Origin of the sequence: Luteimonas endophytica (assembly GCF_029887875.1) — a bacterium.
GTDB lineage: Bacteria > Pseudomonadota > Gammaproteobacteria > Xanthomonadales > Xanthomonadaceae > Luteimonas > Luteimonas endophytica.
Map to the genome: position 1 here is coordinate 312,741 of NZ_JARXRM010000045.1, position 20,999 is coordinate 333,739.

A 20,999-nucleotide genomic window follows, 5' to 3' on the forward strand; every position below is an offset into this window, starting at 1 on the left:
TTCTCGGGGCGCGGCCGGTACCGGCGGCCGCACCTCCCCATCGGCCCCGATCCCGGGGGGGGGGCGCCCGCAGGAGCGCCTGGTGCGAGGGGGGAACCCGCATGGAGGGCGGCCTGATCGACACGCGGCGGTCCAGCGACAGCACCGGCTTCGGCGTGCAACGCTCGCGCGCGAGATCGCGGACGAGCGCCGCAGCAGCCCCCATTCGTCGAGCGCGCCTGAGCGCGGCGCAGCCGGGCCGGCTCAGTCGCGCAGTTCGGCGACGTGACTGGGCGTTTCGATGCGTTCGACGACGGCGGCGGCGACGCCGTGGGTGCCGACGGCGTCGCCGCCCGCGGCCAGGTCGGCGCTGAGCACGCCGGCCTCCAGCGCCGAGTCGACCGCCTGCTCGACACAGGCGGCCTCGTCCACGAGCCCCAGCGAATGGCGCAGCAGCAGCGCGGCGCTGAGGATCGCGCCATAGGGGTTGGCGATGCCGCGGCCGGCGATGTCGGGCGCGGAGCCGTGGATCGGCTCGTACAGGCCGGCCTTGCCGTCGCCCAGCGAGGCCGACGGCAGCAGGCCCATCGAGCCGGCCAGCATCGACGCCTCGTCGGTGAGGATGTCGCCGAACATGTTCTCGGTGACGACGACGTCGTACGCCCTCGGCCTGGACAGCAGGTGCATTGCCATGGAATCGACCAGTTGGTGCTCGAGGAGGATGTCGGGGAACTCGTCGCGGGCGATGCGCGTGGCCACGTCGCGCCATAGCCGCGAGGTCTCCAGCACGTTGGCCTTGTCGACCGAGGTGACGTGGCAGCGGCGTCCCTGCGCCAGGCGGCAGGCGCGGCGCACCACGCGTTCGATCTCGGCGACGCTGTAGCTACACAGGTCGGAGGCGGAATCGGCGGTGCGGGTCTTGTCGCCGAAGTAGATGCCGCCGGTCAGCTCGCGGACCACCAGCAGGTCCACGCCGGAGAGCAGGTGCGGCTTGATCGGCGCGGCGCCCAGGGTCGCAGGATGCGGCTGCACCGGGCGCAGGTTGGCGTACAACCCGAGCGCCCTGCGCAACGCCAGCAAGCCCTGCTCGGGGCGAACCCTGGCATTCGGGTCGGACCACTTCGGTCCGCCGACGGCGCCCAGCAGCACCGCGTCGGCGCGGTTGCATGCGTCGAGCGTCGCCGGCGGCAGCGGATCGCCGTGGCGGTCGATGGCGATGCCACCGATGTCGTGTTCGGCGAAGTTCAGGGCATGGCCGAAGCGACGGGCGACGGCCCGCAGCACCGCGACCGCGGCCGCGGTCACCTCGGGCCCGATCCCGTCGCCGGGCAGGATGACGATCTCAGCGCGCATGGAAGCGTTCCTCGTAGAGTTCGATCTCGCTGCGGCGCGAGAGCAGGTAGCCGAGCTCGTCGACGCCCTCGAGCAGGCAGGTCCGCGCAAACGCGTCCAGCGGAAAGCGGTACACGTCGTTGCCGGGCGTGCGCAGCTCGCGGGTGGCGACGTCGATCTCCAGCTCGTCGTCGGGCCGCTGCATCAGCGCCTGTACCGCCGCCTCCGGCAGCACCACCGGCAGCAGCCCGTTCTTGAGCGCGTTGCTGCGGAAGATGTCGGCGATCTGGCTGCTGACGATGGCGCGCAGGCCGAGGTCGCGCAGCGCCCAGGGCGCGTGTTCGCGCGAGGAGCCGCAGCCGAAGTTGCGGCCGGCCAGCAGGATGCTGCGGCCGGTGCTGTCGGGCCGGTTGAAGGGGAAGCCCGGATCGGCGCTGCCGTCGGCGCGCCGGCGCCAGTCGTTGAAGGCATGCTGGCCCAGGCCCTCGCGCTCCGTCGTGGACAGGAACCGCGCGGGGATGATCTGGTCGGTATCGATGTTGGTCTGCGCGAGCACCACGCTGCGCGAGACGATGCGGGTCGATGCGGTCATGGGGGCGATCCTGGTGGGGTCGTGAGTCGGGTGTCGGGGAAGGCAGCAGACGATCCGGGCGGCGCCCGCCGCAGGCGGCGGGCATGGACGGCGCGGTCGCGGCTCACGCCACCTCCCGCCGCGCCTGCGGTGCCGCGAACAGCTCGCGCGGGTCGGACACGCAGCCGTGCACCGCGGCCCAGGCGGCGGTCAGCGGCGAGGCGAGCAGGGTGCGCGAGCCGGGCCCCTGCCGGCCCTCGAAGTTGCGGTTGCTGGTGCTCACCGCGAGTTGGCCGGGCGCCACCAGGTCGCCGTTCATGGCGATGCACATCGAGCAGCCCGGCTCGCGCCACTCCGCGCCGGCCGCACGCACGATCTCGGGAATGCCTTCGGCCTCGGCCTCGCGCTTGACCTGCTCGGAGCCGGGCACCACCAGCATGCGCACGCGCGGGGCGATCCTGCGCCCGCGCAGCACCTGCGCCACCTCGCGCAGGTCGCGCAGGCGGCCGTTGGTGCAGGAGCCGACGAACACCACGTCGACCGGGGTGCCCTGCAGCGGCCGCCCCGGGGCGAGTTGCATGTAGTCCAGGCCCTTCTGCGCGGCCGCGTCGGCGGCCTCCGGGATCGCCCGATCGACGGCGATCGCGGTGCCCGGATGCGTGCCCCAGGTCAGGGTGGGGCGGATGTCGCGCGCGTCGAGCGTCACCTCGGCGTCGAACTGCGCGCCGGGGTCGCTCCGCAGCTCGCGCCAGCGCGCCCGTGCGGCGTCGAACGCCGCGCCCCTGGGGGCCCGGGGGGCCTTTGCGAGCCAGGCGAACGTGGTCTCGTCCGGTGCCACCATCCCGGCGCGGGCGCCGGCCTCGATCGACATGTTGCACAGGGTCATGCGCTCTTCCATGTCCATCGCGCGGATGGTCGAGCCGCGGTACTCGATCACGTGGCCGGTGCCGCCGTTGACGCCGATCGCGCCGATGACGTGGAGGATCACGTCCTTGGCGCCGACGCCCGGCGCCAGCTCGCCTTCCACGTTGACCGCCATCGTTTTCGGGCGGCGCTGCAGCAGGCACTGGGTGGCCAGCACGTGGCCGACCTCGCTGGTGCCGATGCCGAACGCCAACGCGCCGAAGGCGCCGTGGGTTGAGGTGTGGCTGTCGCCGCAGACGATGGTCATGCCGGGCTGGGTGAAGCCCATCTCCGGTGCGAACACGTGGACGATGCCGCGCTGGTCGGAGCCGAAATCGAACAGTTCGATGCCCGCCGCGGCGCAGTTGCGCGCCAGCATCTCGACCTGGCTCTCGGAGGCCGGGGTGTAGTAGGGCAGACGGCCGTCGGCGCCGCGCGGCAGGGTCGGCGTGGAGTGGTCCATCGTCGCCTTGGTCAGGTCGGGGCGACGCGGCGCCAGCCCGCGCGCGCGCAGCTCCGAGAACGCCTGCGGCGAGGTCACCTCGTGGATCAGGTGCAGATCGACGTACAGCACCGCGGGCGCGGCGTCGGTTTCGGGGACCACGACGTGCGCGTCCCACAGTTTGTCGAACAGGGTGGTGGCAGTCATGTCGGAAGGGTGTCCGGTCTGGTCGGGCGCCCCGTTTCCCCGTGGTCCGGGGCCGGGAAGTGGGGGCGAAGCGGTCTGGCGAGGGGCGCTCACGCGTGCGCGGCCTGGCGCTGCGGCTGCAGCTGGCGCGCCCGCAGCACCCGGTTGGCGATGTCCAGCCAGGCCAGGGCGCTGGCCTCGATGACGTCGGTGCTGGTGCCGGTGCCCTCCCAGGCGTCGTCTCCGCAGCGCACGCTGAGGTTGGCCTCGCCGCGCGCGTCGGCGCCGATGCCGACGCTGTGCACCTGGTAGCTTTCCAGCTGCAGATCGACCCCGGTCGCCGCCGCCAGGGCGGAGAACAGCGCGTCGACCGGGCCGTCGCCGAGCGCGCGCTTGCCGATGCTGCGGCCGTCGGGGTCGGACAGCTCGATCTCGGCGCTGGCGCGCTGGCCGCGATCGCTGACCGTCATCGACGCCAGCCGGAAGCCGTCGCCGCGGATGTCGCCGTGCATCAGCGCCTCCAGGTCGCGGTCCTCGACCACCCGTTGGCGCTCGCACAGCGCCTTGAACCCGGCGAAGGCCTGGTCCAGCTGTCCTTCGCCGAGGGTGTAGCCGAGCGCGCGCAGCCGGTGCGAGACCGCGGCGCGGCCGCTGTGCCGGCCCAGCACCATCTTCGAAGCGGGCCAGCCGACATCCTCGGGATTCATGATCTCGTAGGTGCCGCGGTGGCGCAGCATGCCGTGCTGGTGGATGCCGGACTCGTGGGCGAAGGCGTTGGCGCCGACCACCGCCTTGTTGCGCTGCACCGGCATCCCCACCAGCCGCGACAGCAGCTTGGAGGCGGGCACCAGCTGGCGGGTATCGATGCCGGTGTCGGCGTTGTACCAGGCGCCGCGCACCTTCAGCGCCATCACCAGCTCCTCCATGGCGCAGTTGCCGGCGCGCTCGCCGATCCCGTTGATGGTGCATTCCACCTGGCGCGCGCCGCCCTCGATCGCCGCCAGCGAGTTGGCCACCGCCATGCCCAGGTCGTCGTGGCAGTGCGCGCTGAACACCACCTCGCGGGCGCCGGGCACGGTGGCGATCAGATGCGCGAACAGCGCCCGCATCTCCTCGGGGGTGGTGTAGCCCAGGGTGTCGGGCACGTTGATGGTAGTGGCGCCGGCGGCGATCGCCGCCCCGACCACCTCCGCCAGGAACTCGCGCTCGGTACGGGTGCCGTCCTCGGTGGAGAACTCGACGTCGTCGACGAAGCCGCGGGCCTGGGCCACGCAGGCAGCGGCGGTGTCGAGCACCTGCGCCTTCGACATTCGTAGCTTGTGCTCACGGTGCAGCGCGCTGGTGGAGATGAACACGTGCAGCCGCGGCCGGGCCGCGCCGTCCAGCGCCCGCGCCGAGGCCTCGATGTCGGCCGGCAGGCAGCGCGAGAGCACCGCCAGCACCGGGGTGCGCACTTCGCGGGCGATCAGCCGCGCCGCCTCGCGGTCGGATTCCGAGCTGGCCGGGAAACCGGTCTCGATCACGTCCACGCCGAGCCCGGCGAGCGCACGTGCCATCACCACCTTCTGCCGCGGGGTCATGCTGCAGCCGGGCGACTGCTCGCCGTCGCGCAGGGTGGTGTCGAAGATCCGGACCTGGGCCGGCGTGGCCGCGTTGCCGGGCGCGGGCTTGGTGTCGTTCATGCGGGGAGTACCTCTTCGCAGCGGTGGACGGTGCGCGGCGGGGGCGGGACGGCGCCGGGGCGGCGCCCGGCGTCGAGGATTCGGGGCAGGCCGGGTGCGGGCGCGGCGACCGCTTCGCGGCGCCGCCGCCGCGGTCGCCGTGGCGGCCGCGGCCGCACCTCGGCGAGCAGCCGCGAGAGCACCGCGGCGTCGAGATTGCCGCCGGAGACCACCGCGCACTTGCGCCGGCCGGCGACGCGGCGGCCGGCCGCGAGCGCCAGCGCGCCGGCGCCCTCGGCGATCACGTGTTCCTCCAGCGCCAGCCGCACCAGGGTCTCGCGCAGCTCGGCCTCGCGCACGATCACCACGTCGTCGAGCAGCTCCGCCAGCAGCATGCGGGTGAGCCGGCCGGGCTCCCTGACCCGCACGCCATCGGCCAGCGAGGCGGCCGGCTCTGCACCGGTGGGCTCGCCGCGCAGCGCGCGCGCCATCGCGTCGACGCCTTCGACCTGCGCGCCGACGATGCGCACGCGCCGGGACGCTTGCGCCCCGGACAGACACGCAGATTTCAGCGCCAGGGCGACGCCGGCCGCCAGCCCGCCGCCGCCGATCGGGACCAGCACCACGTCCGGATTCATCGCCGCGGCGATCTCCAGGCCGACGGTCCCCTGGCCGGCGATCACGTCCGGATCGTCGAAGGCCGACAGCAGCCGGTAGCCGTTCTGCGCGGCCAGCTCGACGGCGAAGGCGCGCGCCTGATCGTAGCCGTCGCCGTGCAGGCGCACGGTGGCGCCCCAGTGCGCCACGCCCGCCACCTTGGTCTGCGGCGCGCATTTGGGCATCACCGTGATCGCCTGCACCCCGAGCCGGTACGCGGCCCAGGCCAGGCCCTGGGCGTGGTTGCCGGCGGAGGCGGCGATCACCGGGCGGTGGTCGCCGCGCTCGCGCGCCGCCAGCAGCGCGTTGAGCGCGCCGCGCACCTTGTAGGAGCCGGTGCGCTGCAGGTTCTCCAGCTTCAGCCAGCAGCCGAAGCGTTCGGCGTGGTGCAGCGGGGTGACGTCGAGATAGCGGCGCAGCCGCGCCTGTGCGGCCAGCACGTCGGCGGCGGTGACGGATCCGGTGCGGGCGACGTCGGGCTCCATGGTCGCGCTCAGACCGGCGTCAGCCAGGCGGCGGAGGCGGACTCCTGGCCGCGGATCACCCTGCCATACAACGCTGCCAGTTCGCGGCTGACCGGGTTGTCGCCGTAATCGCGGTCCTCGATGCGGGCGATCGGTGCCACCTCGGCGGCGGTGCCGCAGGCGAACACCTCGTCGGCGGCGAGCAGTTCCTCCAGGCTCAGCGGGCGAACCTCGGCGCCGGTCAGGGCGATCAGGGTGTCGCGGGTGATGCCGGGCAAGGCGTCGCGGTGCGCGACCGCGGTCACCCGCCCGCCGTCGACCACGAACAGGTTGGCGCCGGTGCACTCGACCACGTAGCCGTCGCGGTCGACGAACAGGGCTTCGTCGAAGCCGCGCGCCTTGCTCTCGCGCTTGGCCAGGATCGAGTTGACGTAGGCGCCGCACAGTTTCAGCGGCGGCAGCGAATCGGCCGGGTTGCGCCGCCAGCTGGAAACGCCCACGGTGGCGCGGGCACCGTTCAGGTGCACGCGGGTGGCGGTGGTCGACACCATCATGTGTTGCGGGTGGCCCTCCACATCGAGGCCGAAGCCGCCGGCGCCGAACCACGCCAGCGGGCGGATATAGGCGTCGCGGTGGCGGTTGGCGCGCAGCGTCGCCAGCACCGCCTCGATCGCCGCGTCGAGGTCGAAGTCCATGCCCAACAGTTCGGCGCCGCGGCGCATCCGCTCCATGTGCTCGGGCAGGCGGAACACCGCAGCGCCCTCGGCGGTGGCGTAGGCGCGGATCCCTTCGAACACGCCGCTGCCGTAGTGCATCGCGTGGGTGGTCAGGTCGGCCTGCAGGGTCTCGACGTCGGCCAGGGCGCCGTCGAACCAGAGCTGGGGTCGAGGAGCGTGGCCGGCATCGGTGATCGGCGTGACGGTGGCGGTACTGGTAGCGGACATCGGTGGGTTCCGTGGTGGCGTTCGCAGTGCGGGATGGGGCGGTCAGGATCGGCTCGCAGCAGCGAGTGCTGGCGGACGCGCGGCGGCCGGGGCCGGGCTGCGCGGATTCAGGCGCATGGCGACACCTCCACCGACAGGCAGTCGTGCAGCTTCGCCAGCTGCCCGCGCAGGGCCTCGTCGCTGCGCTCGCCCTCGACGGTCATGCGCAGGTACCAGCGGTCGCCATCCGGGCGGGTCTCGCCGTCGACCGACAGCGGGCGGAAACCGCGGCGCTCGGCGGCGCCGAGCACGCGCACCAGCGCGCCCTCGGCGCTGCGCAGGGTCAGATCAAGCCGGTAGCGCATGGGTGGGGTCCTCGGGGGCGGTGCGGGCGGGAGCGGTTGCGCCGGTCGGCAGCGACGAGACTTCGTCGGCGTCGAGCATCTGCGCGTTGTTGTGGTTGGGCGGCACCAACGGCCAGACGTTGGCGGTCGGATCGATGGCCACGTGCAGCAGCGCCGGGCCCGGCACCGCCAGCAGGCGTTGCAGCGCGGCATCGATGCCGTCGCCGCGCGACAGCGAGATCGCCTCGATGCCGAACGCCCGCGCGACCACCGCGAAGTCGGGGTTGTCGGACAGGTCGATCTCCGAGTAGCGGCGCTCGAAGAACAGCTCCTGCCACTGCCGCACCATGCCCAGCGCCTGGTTGTCGAGCACCACGATCTTCACCGGCAGGCGGTAGCGCGCCACGGTCGCCAGCTCCTGCACGTTCATCAGGAAGGAGCCGTCGCCGCTGACGCACACCACCTGCGCGGCCGGGTCCTGCAGCTGTGCGCCGATCGCCGCCGGCAGGCCGAAGCCCATCGCCCCGAGCGCGCCGCTGGTCAGGTGCCGGCGCGGATGGGCGAAACGGCAATGTTGCGCCACCCACATCTGGTGCTGGCCGACGTCGCAGCTGACGATCGCCTCCGGGGCCAGCTCAGACAGGCGCCGCAGCAGCTTCGGCGCGTACACGCCCTCGCCGGGGGCGTCGTAGCGCGCCGCGAAGCGGCGGCTGCGGCGTTCGCACAGGTCGCCCCAGGCGCGGCGCGCGTCGGCGTGGCGCCCCTCTCGCGCCTGCGCGGCGCAGGGCGCGGTGAGTCGCTCCAGCGCGGCGGCGACATCGCCGTGCACGGCGACGTCGACCGCGCGCAGCTTGCCGATCTCGCAGCCGTCGGCATCCAGGTGCAGCACCCGCGCCTCGGGGGCGAACTCGGCCAGCTTGCCGGTGGCGCGGTCGTCGAAGCGGGCGCCGACCACGATCAGCAGATCGCTCTCCTGCACCGCGTGGTTGGCGGCGCGGCCGCCGTGCATGCCCAGCATGCCGAGGTTGCACGGGTGGGCCGCGGGCAGCGCGCCCAGCGCCTTCAGGGTCAGCACGGCGGGAATGCGGGTCCGGTCGACGAACTCGCGAAACGCCTCCACCGCGCCGGCCAGGGCGATGCCGCCGCCGCCGTACAGCACCGGGCGCTGGGCCTGCGCGATCAGCGCCGCGGCGGCGTGCAGCGAGGCCTCCGCGGCGGTCTCCACCGGAGTCGCCGCCAGCGGTACGTGCGCGGGCAGGTGGGAGGCGTCGCCGATCTGCACGTCCTTGGGCAGGTCGATCAGGACCGGCCCCGGGCGCCCGGAGCGGGCGATACGGAACGCCTCGGCCAGCATCGCGGGCAGGGCGTCGACGCTGCGCGGCAGGAAGCTGTGCTTGACGATCGGCATGGTCATGCCGAAGACGTCCAGCTCCTGGAAGGCGTCGGTGCCCATCAGCGGCGTCGCCACCTGGCCGGTGATGACCACCATCGGCACCGAGTCCAGCATCGCGTCGGCGATCCCGGTGACCAGGTTGGAGGCGCCGGGGCCGGAGGTGGCCACGCACACCCCGACCCGGCCGCTGGCGCGCGCGTAGCCGTTGGCGGCGAACGCCGCGCCCTGCTCGTGGCGGACCAGCACATGGCGCAGCGCGGCGCCGTGCAGGGCGTCGTAGAACGGCATGATCGCCCCGCCGGGGTAGCCGAACAGGGTGTCCACGCCCTCCGCCGCCAGCGCCTGCACCAGCCAGCGCGCGCCGTTGACGGGCGCGGCCGCCGGAGCCGGTGCGGGCGCGGCCATGGCCGCGCCCGCCTCTTCTGCCGCGGCGCGCGCCGCCGCTGCGCGCGCGCTCATCACGCCGCCTCGGACCGGGCGGCCGGGGCCGGCGCGGCGGGTGCGGCCGCCGGCTGCGGCGCCGGCTGTTCCAGCCACTTCATCGCCCCGCGCAGGCGCTTGCCGACTTCTTCGATCGGGTGCTCGAGATCGGCCTGCTTGAGCGCCTTGTAGTTGCCGTTGCCGGCGGCGTACTCGGCGATCCACTGCCGCGCGAAGGTGCCGTCCTGGATCTCGGTCAGGATCTTCTTCATCTGCGCGCGGGCGTGATCGTCGATCACGTAGGGGCCGCGGGTGAGATCGCCGTACTGCGCGGTCTCGCTGATGAACTCGTGCATGCGGGTGATGCCGCCCTCGTACAGCAGGTCGACGATCAGCTTCAGCTCGTGCAGGCACTCGTAGTACGCCACCTCGGGCTGGTAGCCGGCCTCGACCAGGGTTTCCCAGCCGGCCTGCACCAGCTTGGTGGCGCCACCGCACAGCACCGCCTGCTCGCCGAACAGGTCGGTCTCGGTCTCCTCCTTGAAGGTGGTGCGGATCGCGTTCTGGCGCGCGCCGCCGATCCCGGCGCAGTAGGTCAGCGCGAGCTGCTCGGCGCGGCCGCTGGTGTCCTGGTGCACGGCATACACCGCGGGCACGCCGCGGCCGATCTCGTACTCGCGCCGGACCAGTGCGCCCGGGCCCTTCGGCGCCACCAGCACCACGTCGAGGTCGGCGCGCGGCTCGATCTGGCCGTAGTGCACGTTGAAGCCGTGCGCGAACAGCAGGCAGGCGCCCTCGCGCATCGCCGGGGCGATCACCTCGCGGTACAGCTGCGGCTGCACCATGTCCGGGGTCAGGACCGCGACGATGTCGGCGCCGGCCGCGGCCTCCGCGGGCGTCTGCACCGCGAAACCGTCGGCGGCCGCCTTGATCGAGGTCGGGCCGCCCGGGCGCAGGCCGACGCGCACGTCGAAGCCTGAGTCGCGCAGGTTGAGCGCGTGGGCGCGGCCCTGGCTGCCGTAGCCGAGGATGGCGATGGTGGGCTTGCTGGTGTCGCTGGTCATGGCTGGATCCGTTGCGCAGTGGAGGGAAGGTCAGTCGTCGGTGAGGGTTGCGCCGATCGGCGGGCGTGCCCGCGCGCCGCTGCCGGAGGGGGGCGATCCGGCAGCGGCGGCGGTCGCGACGCTTTCTCCAACGGCCGTGGGACCGGCGGAAAGCGCGGGGGCGGCAGCGGCGGCTTGCGCCCGCGGCGTGCCCGGGGCGCTCGCGCCCGAGCCTGCCTGCAGCGGCCCCGGTGCGGTGACCGCGCCGCGCGAAGCGGAGCCGACCAGCCGCGCGAACTTGGCCAGCGCGCCGGTGGTCACGCGCGGGGCGATCCGCGCCGGCTGGCGCCGGTCGAGGTCCGCATCGGTGGAGAAGGTGCGCGAGGCCACGTCGATGGTCACGGTGTCGCCCTCGCGCAGCCGCGCCAGCGGCCCCTCGCAGGCCGCTTCCGGGGCGACGTGGCCGACCATGAAGCCGCGGGTGGCGCCGGAGAAGCGGCCGTCGGTGACCAGCGCCACGTCGTCGCCCAGCCCCTGGCCGACCAGCGCCGCGGTCACCGCCAGCATCTCGCGCATGCCGGGCCCGCCGACCGGGCCCTCGAAGCGGATCACCACCACGTCGCCGACGCGGATTTCGCGCCGCTGCACCGCGGCGAAACACTCTTCCTCGGAATCGAACACCCGGGCCGGGCCGCTGTGACGGGTGCGGCCGTGCCCGGCCAGCTTGAGGATGCAGCCCTCCGGCGCGAGGTTGCCGTAGAGGATCGCGTAGCCGCCCTGCGGCTTGACCGGGTCGGCGACGCTGCGTACCACGTCCTGCGGCGCCTCCGGCATCGGCTGCGCATCCAGTTCCGCGAACAGCGTGCGACCGGCGACGGTGTCGATGTCGTCGATCAGCCCGGCGCTGCGCAGTTCGCGCGCCACCAGCGCGGTGCCGCCCATCTCGAACATCTCCCCGGCGGTGTAGCGCCCGCCGGGCTTGAGGTCGGCGATCACCGGGGTCGCGGCCGCGGCGTGGAATTCCTCCAGATCGAACGGCACCCCGGCCTCGTGCGCGATCGCCAGCAGGTGCAGCGCCGCATTGGTAGAGCCGGCGGTGGCCGACACCGCCCGCGCGGCGTTGCGCAGCGCGACCGGAGAGAGAATCTGCCGCGGGGTCGGGCCGCCGGAAAACAGCGCCTGCATCACCAGCTCGCCGCAGCGGCGCGCGGCGCCGGGCTTGCCCGGATGCACGGCCGGGATGTCGTTGAGGCCCAGCGGCGAAAGCCCGAGGAAGGTCAGCACCATCGCCATGGTGTTGGCGGTGAACTGCCCGCCGCAGGCGCCCGCGCCGGGGCAGGCGGCCTTCTCGATCTCGGCCAGGCCGGCGTCGTCCAGGCGGCCGGCGGCGTGCTGGCCGACCGCCTCGAAGACGTCCTGCACGGTGATCGAGCGGCCGTGGCAGCGGCCCTGCATGATCGTGCCGCCGTAGAGGATCACGGTGGGGATATCCAGGCGCGCCGCCGCCATCGCCGCCGCGGGGATGGTCTTGTCGCAGCCGCACAGCAGCACCATCGCGTCCAGGCAGTGGCCGCTCACCGCCAGTTCGATCGAGTCGGCGATCACCTCGCGGGAGGCCAGCGAGGCGCGCATGCCGCTGCTGCCCATGGCGATGCCGTCGGTGACCGCGATGGTGTTGAACTCCACCGGCGTACCGCCGCCGTCGCGGATGCCCTCGGCGGCATACGCGGCCAGGTCGCGCAGGCCGAGGTTGCAGGGCGAGACGTTCGACCAGGTGTGCACCACCGCCACCAGCGGCCGGGCGATCGCGGCGTCGTCCATGCCGGTGGCGCGCAGCATGGCGCGCGCCGGTGCGTGTTCGGGGCCCTGCTTGATCGCGTCGCTTCGCACTCGCCTGTTGTCCTGCCGTGGTGCGGATCCGTCCGCGTGTTCCGCGCGTCCTGCGCGGGTCGATGGAATTCCGGGGCCCGAAACGAAAAACCCCGCGCCGTTTCGGGCGCGGGGTTCAGGTTCTTTAGACCTTCGGGTTTGCTTCTAGCTACACAACCCCGATTCCCGCGCCGGTGGGCCAGGTAATAAGGACGACGACGAGAAGGAGGACCGCGGACGCGAGCGCGACCGTGCGGCCCGGGAGGGCGGCGCTGGCGGCCGGCAGGTGGCTGTTGCGATGCGTCATGGGGATCGAGATAAACACGGGGGTTTTGTGGCTGTCAACAGTTTCATTTAGAACCTTTCGGCATGAGCGCTGGCCAGCGCTTCGCGCAGCGCCGGGTATTCGTTCGCCAGCACCCGTGCTCGTGCCGGGCGCCGCAGGCACTCGGCCAGTGCCGCGGGCGGGGGCACGGCGTGGCCCACCAGCGGTTCGACGATGCTTTCGAACTTGGCCGGGTGGGCGGTGGCAACGACCGCCCACGCGCGCGCATCGCCGGCGTCGCGGATGCGCTCGAGCAGGTGCAGCGCGGTGGCGGTGTGCGGGCAGGGGACCACGCCGTGCCGCGCTGGTGCGGAGCGGATGGTCGCGGCGATGGTGGCGTCGTCGACGCCGCGCGCGGCCAGCGCGTCGCGCAGTTCGGCGTCGTCGCGGTGCCAGTGGCGCAGCCGCTCGAAGTTGCTCGGCGCGCCCACGTCCATGGCGTTGGCCAGCGTGGCCACCGCCGGCCGGGGCGCGAAGCCGCCGCCGGCGAAGTAGCGCGGCAGGGCGTCGTTGGCGTTGCAGGCCAGCACGATGTCGCCCACCGGCGCGCCCATGCGCCGCGCCAGCACCGCGGCGCTGGCGTTGCCGAGGTTGCCGGTAGGAATGACGAAGTTGAGCGCGACGCCGTGTGCGGCCCGGTGCTGCACGGCCACGTGCGCGTAGTAGGCCGCCTGCGGCAACAGCCGGCCCAGGCTGATGCTGTTGGCCGAGGTCAGCACGCGGCCGGCGCGCAACTCGCTGTCCGCCAGCGCCTGTCGCGCCAGGTGCTGGCAGTCGTCGAAATGCGCCGGGACGCGAAAGGTCCGCACGTTGTCGCTCCAGCACGCCAGTCCGTGCGCCTGGCGCGGCGAGACCCGGCCGTCGGGATACAGGATCACCACCTCGAAGCCGGGCCTCCCATCGAAAGCGGCGGCCACCGCCGCGCCGGTGTCGCCCGAGGTCGCCACCAGGATCGTCGTCGTGATCCGCGCCGCCGGATCGCGCAGCGCCGCCAGCGCCTCGGCGAGGAAACGCGCGGCGTAATCCTTGAACGCCGCGGTCGGGCCGTGGAACAGCTCCAGCATGAAGTCGGCCGGGCCGGCCAGCGGCCGCAGCGGGGCGTCGAAGTCGTAGGCGTGCGCGCACAGTTCCGGCAGGCGCGCCTGCAGAGGCGAGCCGGCGAAGTACGGCGCCAGCAGCGTGCGCGCGGTGCCCGCCAGGTTGGCCGCCGGGGTGTCGAAGCGAAGGACGGGGATCCGCTCGGGCACGTAGAGACCACCGTCCGGCGCGAGGCCGGCGGCGAGCGCGGCGTCGATCGTGCAGGCGGGTGCGCCGCCGCGGGTGCTGACGAACTTCATGGCAGCAGCTCCGCGCGCGGGCCCGCGACCGGTGAAACGTGGCTGCGGGCCTCGAATCCGGCCGCGGCGAAGCCGGCGCGCATCGGCGCTGCCGCTGCCTCGGCCTGGGCGCGCGATGCGAACCAGGCGAACACGCTGGGGCCACCGCCGGAAATGCTGGAGCCGAGTGCGCCGTGCTTCAGGGCCGCGGCCTTGACCGCGGCGAAGCCGGGGATCAGCGGGGCGCGGCGTGGCTCCACCAGCACGTCGCGCAGGCCGGCGGCGATCAGCGCCGCATCGCCGCGCGCAAGGCCGGTGAGGAACAGCGCCAGGTGCGTGTGATGGGCGACCACGACCTCGAGCGGAAACGGATCGGCCAGTGCCGCGCGCGAGCGCCGGGTCTCGAGCACCTGGTCCGGATGCACCACCACGCAGTGCAGCCATTCCGGTACCGGCAACGCGAGCAGGCGTTCCGGCGTCGCCATCGCCACGCCGCCGAGCAGCATCGGCGCGACGTTGTCGCCGTGCCGGCTGCCGCTGGCCGCGGCCTCGCCGTCCAGTGCGAACGGATACAGCGCCTCGCGCGGCAGCGGCCGCTCGAGCAGCGCGTTGGCCGCCACCAGCGCCGCCACGCAGGAGGCCGCCGAGCCGCCCAGCCCGGAGCCGAGCGGGATGCCCTTCTCCAGTTCCAGCGCGAAGCCCCACGGCAGCCCCAAGGATTCCCGCAGCGCCTGCAGGGCGCGGCCGGCGGTATTGCGCTGCGGGTCCAGGGGGATCGCATCCGTGCCCGCGACCGCGCCGCGTACCGCGTCGACGCGCACCTGCGCGGCGTCGATCCTGCGCACCCGCGCCAGGTCGCGCGGGCCGTCGATGGCGTGGCCGAGCAGGTCGAAGCCGACCCCGATGTTGCCGACGCTGGCGGGGGCGAAGGCGCAAGCGGAATTGGAATCGGGCGACAAGCGATGCTCCGGGCGGCGTGGATGGGAAAGGCCAGTGTGCGCGATGGCGGCCATCGGTGGCAGCGCTCAGCGCAGCGCCTGGGCGATCGCCAGCACGTCGGCGAACACCCCGGCGGCGGTGACCTCCGGGCCGGCCCCGGGGCCCTGCACCACCAGCGGGTTGTCCGCATAGCGCGCGCTGCGGAACTGCACCAGGTTGTCGGTCAGGCGGGTGTGGCAGCAGGCGTGCTCGGCCGGCAGCGCCACCACCCCGACGCTGGCGCGGCCGCCGTCGTCCAGCCGGGCGAGGTGGCGGAGCCTGCAGCCCCGCGCGTGCGCGGCCTCGAGCCGCGCCCGCATCGGCGCGTCCAGTTCCTCGAGGCGCCCGAGGAACTCCTCCAGCCCGACCTGCTGCAGCTCCGCCGGCACCAGGCTCTCGACCTCGACGTCGGCCAGCGACAGTCCGCGGCCGGCCTCGCGCGCCAGGATCACCAGCTTGCGCGCCACGTCGAGGCCGGAGAGGTCGTCCCGGGGGTCGGGTTCGGTGTAGCCCAGCGCGCGCGCCTCGCGCACCAGCGCCGAGAACGGCCGGCTGCCGTCGTAGCTGTTGAACAGCCAGGCCAGGGTGCCGGAGAGCATGCCGTCGATGGCGTGCAGCACGTCGCCGGTGTCGAGCAGGTTGCGCAGGGTCAGGATCACCGGCAGCCCGGCGCCGACGGTGGCCTCGTACAGGAACCGCCCGCCGCCGCTGCGTTGCGCCGCGACGATCGCGGCATAGCGGTCCCATTCGCCGCTGCCGGCGTGCTTGTTGGGGGTGACCACGTGGATGCCGGCCGCGAGCCATTCCGGGTACCTCGCCGCCACCGCCTCGCTGGCGCTGCAGTCGACGATCATCGCGTGCGGCAGGTGCCCGGCGCGCACGTGCGCGGCGAACGCCTCGAGGTCGAGCGCGGTGGCGGCATCGGCGCCGAGGCGGTCCAGCGCCTCGGCCGGGGCGATCGCGGCATGGTCGAGCACCATGCGCCGGCTGTTGGCGAGCGCGCGCAGGCGCAGGTCGATGCCGCGCGCGCGCAGCCCCGGCACCGCCTCGGCCAGCTGCTGCAGCAGGGTGCGGCCGACGTTGCCGGGCCCGACCAGCCCCACCGACACGGTCTGCGGCGACAGCCAGAACGCCGCGTGCGCCGCGCGCAGCGCGCGGGTGGCGTCGGCGCGCGCCACCGCCACCGACAGATTGCGCTCACTGGCGCCCTGGGCGATCGCGCGGATGTTCACCCGCGCCTGCGCCAAGCCGCCGAACAGCCGTGCCGCCACGCCGTGGTGGCCGACCATGCCGTCGCCGACCGCCGCCAGCACGCAGATGTCGCCGGTGACCTGCACGCCCTGGGCCTGGCCCTCGGCGATGGCCTCGGAGAATTCGGCGCGGATCGCGGCCTCGCCGCGCCCGGCCTGGTCGGCCCGCACCACGCAGCAGATCGAATGCTCGGAGGAACCCTGCGAGATCATCGTCACCGACACCCCGGAGCGGTGCAGCGCGGCGAACAGCCGCTCGGCGATGCCCGGCACGCCGACCAGGCCGTTGCCGGCCAGCTCCAGCACCGCCAGACCGTCGACCAGGCTCAACCCCTTGACCGGACCATGGCCATTGGCTTCTGCGTCCCCGCGCCCCGGGTGGATCAGGGTGCCGGGCGCCTGCGGGCGCAGGGTGTTGCGGATCCGCACCGGGATGCCGCGCGCCTGCACCGGCGCCAAGGTCTGCGGGTGCAGCACCTTGGCGCCGAAGTAGGCCAGCTCGCAGGCCTCGGCGTACGAGATCGACTTCAGGCAGACCGCGTCCGGCACCAGCCGGGGGTCGGCCGAGAGCACGCCGTCGACGTCGGTCCAGATGGTCAGCGCATCGGCGTCGAACAGCTCGGCGAAGATCGCCGCCGAGTAGTCACTGCCGTTGCGGCCGAGGGTGGTGGGCGCGCCGGCGGCGTCGCGGGCGATGAAACCGGTGATCACCAGGTCGCGGCCGGGATGGCGCCCGAGCCAGGCCTGCAGCCGGGCGCGGCTCTGTTCGCGGTCGACCGCAACGCCCATCTCGCCGGGATGCACCACCAGCACCTCGCGCGCATCCAGCCGCTCCCAGCCTGCGGCGGTGCCGCCGAGCAGGGCCTGCAGCAGCAGCGAGGACCACAGCTCGCCATGGCCCTGGATGGCGGCGGCCAGCCCCTCGATCCGCTCGGCCTCGCCGCCGGAGAGCCCGGCCAGCTGCTCGCGCAACGTATCGAAGCCTTCCAGCAGGGCGTCGTGGACCACCGCCCCGGTCGACAGCGCGTCGGCGGCCGCCAGGTGGCGGCTGCGCAGTGCCGCCCAGGCCGGCGCCCAGTCGCGGCCGTGCACGGCATTGGCGGCGAGCGCCAGCAGCGCGTCGGTGGTGCCCTGCATCGCCGAGACCACCACCACGCGCCGGCCGCCGTGGTCGGCCTCGAGCAGCGCGCGGACCTGGCGGAAGCGGCCGGCGTCGGCCAGGCTGCTGCCGCCGAACTTGTGCACGTGGATGGGAAAGCCCGTCCGATGCGCCTCCTGCTCCGCCGGGCGCGCGCCCGGCGATGGCCCGGCCGGCGCTTCCGCGACCGTGCAGGCAGCGGCCGCGGCGGCGTTGGCGGCTTCGTTCGAAAAGGTTGCGGATGACATCGGCAGGCTCCGGTTGGGGCCCCTTGCCGATCGGGCGTGGCCGGCAGGCCGCACCCGGATCGGGTGCGGAGCGGCGTGGTCTTCAGGTCAGGCGATGGACACGCGCGTCCGCACTCCGGTGCCGGTGCGACCGGTACCGGTGCTGGTAATCGTCGCGCGCGCGGCCGTGCCGCGGCGGGGCGGCAGGACAGGCGCGGGACGGACGGGCAGTGCAGGCATGGCGACAGCAATAGCCGAGATGGTGCACCGCGTCAAGGCCGAGGCTGGGCCGCCGGCGCGGCTTTGAAATAAAGCCGGCGGGGGCGCGTGGCCGCGATCCGGGCAGGTGGCGCCGCCGCTGCCACGCCGAGCGCTGGTGGTCGGCGTTGGGCAAGGTCGCGGGCCTGTGTTGTAATGCCGGCCGAAGCGGGGGTATCGCCGGCAGCGGCGATTGAGACAGACCCTTCGAACCTGATCCGGCTCACACCGGCGTAGGGAAGCTTCGCAGGATGCGCTTGCGGACCGGGCCAGCCCGGCCGCACGGCCGTCGGGCCGGGCCCGGCACCGCGAGCGCCCTCCATGCGCCGCCGCTTCGTCCCGCCACCCCAGAGGACGACGCCGATGAACGCCCTGCCTTCCAGCCTGCTGCAACAGACCGGGCAGCTCTCCGAATCGGTGACCCGGCCGATCCCCGGCTCGCGCCGGATCTACGTGCAGGGCTCGCGCCCCGACCTGCAGGTGCCGATGCGCGAGGTGGTGCTGACCCGGACCCCGACCCTGTTCGGCGGCGAGGACAATGCCCCGGTCACCGTCTACGATCCCTCCGGCCCGTACACCGACCCCGACGCCGCGATCGACCTGGCCGCCGGCCTGGCGCCGCTGCGCGCGCGCTGGATCGAGGAGCGCGGCGACACCGAGGCGCTCGCCGGGCTCAGCTCCAGCTTCGGCCGCGCCCGCGAGACCGATCCGAAACTCGATGCGGTGCGCTTCCCCGCGCGGCGGCTGCCGCGCCGCGCCGCCGCCGGCGCCAACGTCACCCAGATGCACTACGCCCGGCGCGGCATCGTCACTCCGGAAATGGAGTTCGTGGCGATCCGCGAGAACCAGCGCCTGGAACTGGTGCGCGACGCGATGCTGCGCAGCCAGCATCCCGGACAGTCCTTCGGCGCCAGCATCCAGGCCTCGATCACCCCCGAGTTCGTGCGCGACGAGATCGCCCGCGGCCGCGCGATCCTGCCCAACAACGTCAATCATCCCGAGAGCGAGCCGATGATCATCGGCCGCAACTTCCTCACCAAGATCAACGCCAACATCGGCAACAGCGCGGTCAGCTCGGGGATCGCCGAGGAGGTCGAGAAGCTGGTCTGGGCGATCCGCTGGGGCGGAGACACGGTGATGGACCTGTCCACCGGCAAGCACATCCACGAGACCCGCGAGTGGATCGTGCGCAATTCGCCGGTGCCGATCGGCACCGTGCCGATCTACCAGGCCCTGGAGAAGGTCGATGGCCGTGCCGAGGAGCTGACCTGGGAGATCTTCCGCGACACCCTCGTCGAGCAGGCCGAGCAGGGCGTGGACTACTTCACGATCCACGCCGGGGTGCTGCTGCGCTACGTGCCGCTGACCGCCAAGCGGGTCACCGGCATCGTTTCCCGCGGCGGCTCGATCATGGCCAAGTGGTGCCTGGCGCACCATCGCGAAAGCTTTCTCTATGAGCACTTCGAGGACATCTGCGAGATCATGAAGGCCTACGACGTGGCCTTCTCGCTCGGCGACGGGCTGCGCCCGGGCTGCATCGCCGACGCCAACGACGCCGCCCAGTTCGGCGAACTGGAAACCCTGGGCGAGTTGACCAGGATCGCCTGGAAGCACGATGTCCAGACCATGATCGAAGGCCCCGGCCACGTGCCGATGCAGCTGATCAAGGAGAACATGGACAAGCAGCTGGCCGAGTGCGGGGAGGCGCCGTTCTACACGCTCGGGCCGCTGACCACCGACATCGCGCCCGGCTACGACCACATCACCAGCGCGATCGGCGCGGCGATGATCGGCTGGTACGGCACCGCGATGCTCTGCTACGTCACCCCCAAGGAGCACCTCGGCCTGCCGAACCGCGAGGACGTGCGCGAGGGGATCATGGCCTACCGGATCGCCGCGCACGCCGCCGACCTCGCCAAGGGCCATCCCGGCGCGCAGGTGCGCGACAACGCGCTGTCCAAGGCGCGCTTCGAGTTCCGCTGGCAGGACCAGTTCAATCTGGGCCTGGACCCGGAGCGGGCCCGGGAGTACCACGACGAGACCATGCCCAAGGACGCGCACAAGCTGGCCCACTTCTGCTCGATGTGCGGCCCGCACTTCTGCTCGATGAGGATCACCCAGGACGTGCGCGACTATGCGGCCGGCCAGGGGCTGGACGCCGAGGCCGCGCTGGAGGCGGGGATGGCCGAGAAGTCGCGGGAATTCCGCGAGGCCGGGGCGGAGGTCTACAAGCCGGAATAAACCGTTCAGCCGGCCGTCGCGCCCGCTCGACGGCGGCCCTCGTATATTCAGGCGACGTACCGGGGCGCACGCCTAGCGTCCGCCCGATCACCAGGGAGAATCCGATGAACGCTCCACGCCGTTACGCCGCCTGGTTGCTCGGCCTGTTCGCGGTGGCGCTGCTCGCCGGCTGCGCCAGCAGCCCGCGCATCACCACCGAAGCAGATCCGCGCGCCGATTTTTCCGCCTATCGCAGCTTCGCCTTCTATTCGCCGCTGGCCATCGAGAAGCATGGCTACGCCACCGCCACCAGCGAAGCCGCGAAGGCGGCGGTGCGCCGGCAGATGGAGGCGCGCGGCTATGTCTACGACGCCGAGAATCCGGACCTGTGGGTCAACATCAATGCCTACATGGAGCGTCGCACCGACGTCAGCAGCGTGCCGACGGTCGACTACGGCTACTACTACAGCTACCGCTCGCAGGCGTATTTCGCGGTCCCGTACTGGGGCGAGCGCACCCACGTGTACCGCTATACCGAAGGTACGATGAACGTGGACCTGGTCGATGTGGACGAGAACCGCCTGGTGTGGGAAGGCGTGGCCGTGGGCCGGGTATCGAACCTCTCCCCGGAGGAGCGCGCCGGCCGCATCGACGCCACGATCGCCGAGATCTTCGCGCATTATCCGCACCGCGCCGGGAGCGCCGCCCCGCCGATGTGAGCGGGCGGGAGGGCGCCGGGCCGGATGTCCCCGGTGCCGCGCCTCAGACCTCGACCGGCGTGTAGTCGAAGTCGAGATCGAACTTCCCGCCGCGGTCCATGTCGAAGCGGCAGTGACCCCAGGGGGCGCTGCCGTCCGCGGACATCCGCTTGCGCAGTTCGATCAGCGCCTCGCCGATGTCGCCGGCGGCCTGCGCGGGGTGCTCGTCGAAGCCGAAATGGGCCGGCTTGCCGTCCTCGCCGGCGAATTCGAACGACACCTCGGACCAGTCGTCGCCCACCGTCGCCAGGGCGCTGATCCGCTGCGCCCGGGCCGGCATCACCGCGGCCAGGAGTTCACCGATGCGCTGGTAGAGATCGGTGTCCTGTCCTGGAATCATGC

General features: G+C 73.1%; 16 protein-coding genes and 1 riboswitch. Of the genes, 2 read left to right on the forward strand and 14 right to left on the reverse strand.

The features are described from left to right. Positions 1-243: 243 nt before the first annotated feature. The 13 genes from leuB to thrA form a co-directional block, all read right to left on the reverse strand. Positions 244-1,332 carry a 3-isopropylmalate dehydrogenase gene (gene leuB, locus QFW77_RS17310; RefSeq protein WP_280576062.1) on the reverse strand — a complete coding sequence of 363 codons (1,089 nt, stop codon included), beginning with the start codon at positions 1,330-1,332 and terminating at the stop codon, positions 244-246. Next, positions 1,322-1,903 carry a 3-isopropylmalate dehydratase small subunit gene (gene leuD, locus QFW77_RS17315; protein ID WP_280576063.1) on the reverse strand — a complete coding sequence of 194 codons (582 nt, stop codon included), beginning with the start codon at positions 1,901-1,903 and terminating at the stop codon, positions 1,322-1,324. The genes leuB and leuD overlap by 11 nt, the downstream gene beginning before the upstream one ends. A gap of 103 nt (positions 1,904-2,006) precedes the next feature. Further along, positions 2,007-3,434: a 3-isopropylmalate dehydratase large subunit gene (leuC, locus tag QFW77_RS17320; protein ID WP_280576064.1), complete on the reverse strand. Its 1,428-nt coding sequence runs from the start codon at positions 3,432-3,434 to the stop codon at positions 2,007-2,009. Positions 3,435-3,523: 89 nt separating this feature from the next. Continuing rightward, complete coding sequence (locus QFW77_RS17325) at positions 3,524-5,095, reverse strand: 2-isopropylmalate synthase (protein ID WP_280576065.1); 1,572 nt, start codon at positions 5,093-5,095, stop codon at positions 3,524-3,526. Then, on the reverse strand, positions 5,092-6,216 hold the full coding sequence (locus tag QFW77_RS17330; protein ID WP_331487970.1) for a threonine dehydratase: 1,125 nt from the start codon (positions 6,214-6,216) through the stop codon (positions 5,092-5,094). Before QFW77_RS17330 ends, QFW77_RS17325 begins: the two co-directional genes overlap by 4 nt. A gap of 8 nt (positions 6,217-6,224) precedes the next feature. After that, positions 6,225-7,139 carry an aminotransferase class IV gene (locus QFW77_RS17335; RefSeq protein WP_280576066.1) on the reverse strand — a complete coding sequence of 305 codons (915 nt, stop codon included), beginning with the start codon at positions 7,137-7,139 and terminating at the stop codon, positions 6,225-6,227. A 107-nt stretch (positions 7,140-7,246) separates the two neighbouring features. Further along, a complete protein-coding gene (locus tag QFW77_RS17340) occupies positions 7,247-7,483 on the reverse strand; it encodes an ACT domain-containing protein (protein ID WP_280576067.1) in 237 nt (78 codons plus the stop codon). Further along, positions 7,467-9,260 (reverse strand): acetolactate synthase 2 catalytic subunit, encoded by a 1,794-nt coding sequence (ilvG, locus tag QFW77_RS17345; RefSeq protein WP_280576136.1) that lies wholly within the window; start codon positions 9,258-9,260, stop codon positions 7,467-7,469. The genes QFW77_RS17340 and ilvG overlap by 17 nt, the downstream gene beginning before the upstream one ends. Positions 9,261-9,313: 53 nt before the next feature. Then, entirely contained in the window at positions 9,314-10,339 is a 1,026-nt protein-coding gene (gene ilvC, locus QFW77_RS17350) for a ketol-acid reductoisomerase (protein WP_280576068.1), read from the reverse strand. A gap of 30 nt (positions 10,340-10,369) precedes the next feature. Further along, positions 10,370-12,208 (reverse strand): dihydroxy-acid dehydratase, encoded by a 1,839-nt coding sequence (gene ilvD / locus QFW77_RS17355; protein ID WP_280576069.1) that lies wholly within the window; start codon positions 12,206-12,208, stop codon positions 10,370-10,372. Positions 12,209-12,541: 333 nt separating this feature from the next. After that, positions 12,542-13,849, reverse strand: coding sequence for a threonine synthase (thrC, locus tag QFW77_RS17360; RefSeq protein WP_280576070.1), 1,308 nt, complete (start codon positions 13,847-13,849; stop codon positions 12,542-12,544). Continuing rightward, positions 13,846-14,832, reverse strand: coding sequence for a homoserine kinase (locus QFW77_RS17365; protein ID WP_425603377.1), 987 nt, complete (start codon positions 14,830-14,832; stop codon positions 13,846-13,848). Before QFW77_RS17365 ends, thrC begins: the two co-directional genes overlap by 4 nt. Before the next feature lie 21 nt (positions 14,833-14,853). Continuing rightward, positions 14,854-17,442, reverse strand: coding sequence for a bifunctional aspartate kinase/homoserine dehydrogenase I (thrA, locus tag QFW77_RS17370; RefSeq protein WP_280576073.1), 2,589 nt, complete (start codon positions 17,440-17,442; stop codon positions 14,854-14,856). A 397-nt stretch (positions 17,443-17,839) separates the two neighbouring features. After that, a riboswitch (TPP riboswitch) is annotated at positions 17,840-17,937 on the forward strand. 105 nt (positions 17,938-18,042) lie between these two features. Between thrA and thiC the strand changes: the two genes are divergently transcribed. Then, positions 18,043-19,920 (forward strand): phosphomethylpyrimidine synthase ThiC, encoded by a 1,878-nt coding sequence (gene thiC / locus QFW77_RS17375; RefSeq protein ID WP_280576074.1) that lies wholly within the window; start codon positions 18,043-18,045, stop codon positions 19,918-19,920. Between the two features lie 104 nt (positions 19,921-20,024). Next, positions 20,025-20,618 (forward strand): DUF4136 domain-containing protein, encoded by a 594-nt coding sequence (locus QFW77_RS17380; RefSeq protein ID WP_280576075.1) that lies wholly within the window; start codon positions 20,025-20,027, stop codon positions 20,616-20,618. Positions 20,619-20,661: 43 nt separating this feature from the next. On the opposite strand, the gene QFW77_RS17385 is transcribed toward QFW77_RS17380, so the two are convergent. Beyond that, positions 20,662-20,997: an immunity protein YezG family protein gene (locus tag QFW77_RS17385; RefSeq protein ID WP_280576076.1), complete on the reverse strand. Its 336-nt coding sequence runs from the start codon at positions 20,995-20,997 to the stop codon at positions 20,662-20,664. Between the last annotated feature and the right edge of the window lie 2 nt (positions 20,998-20,999).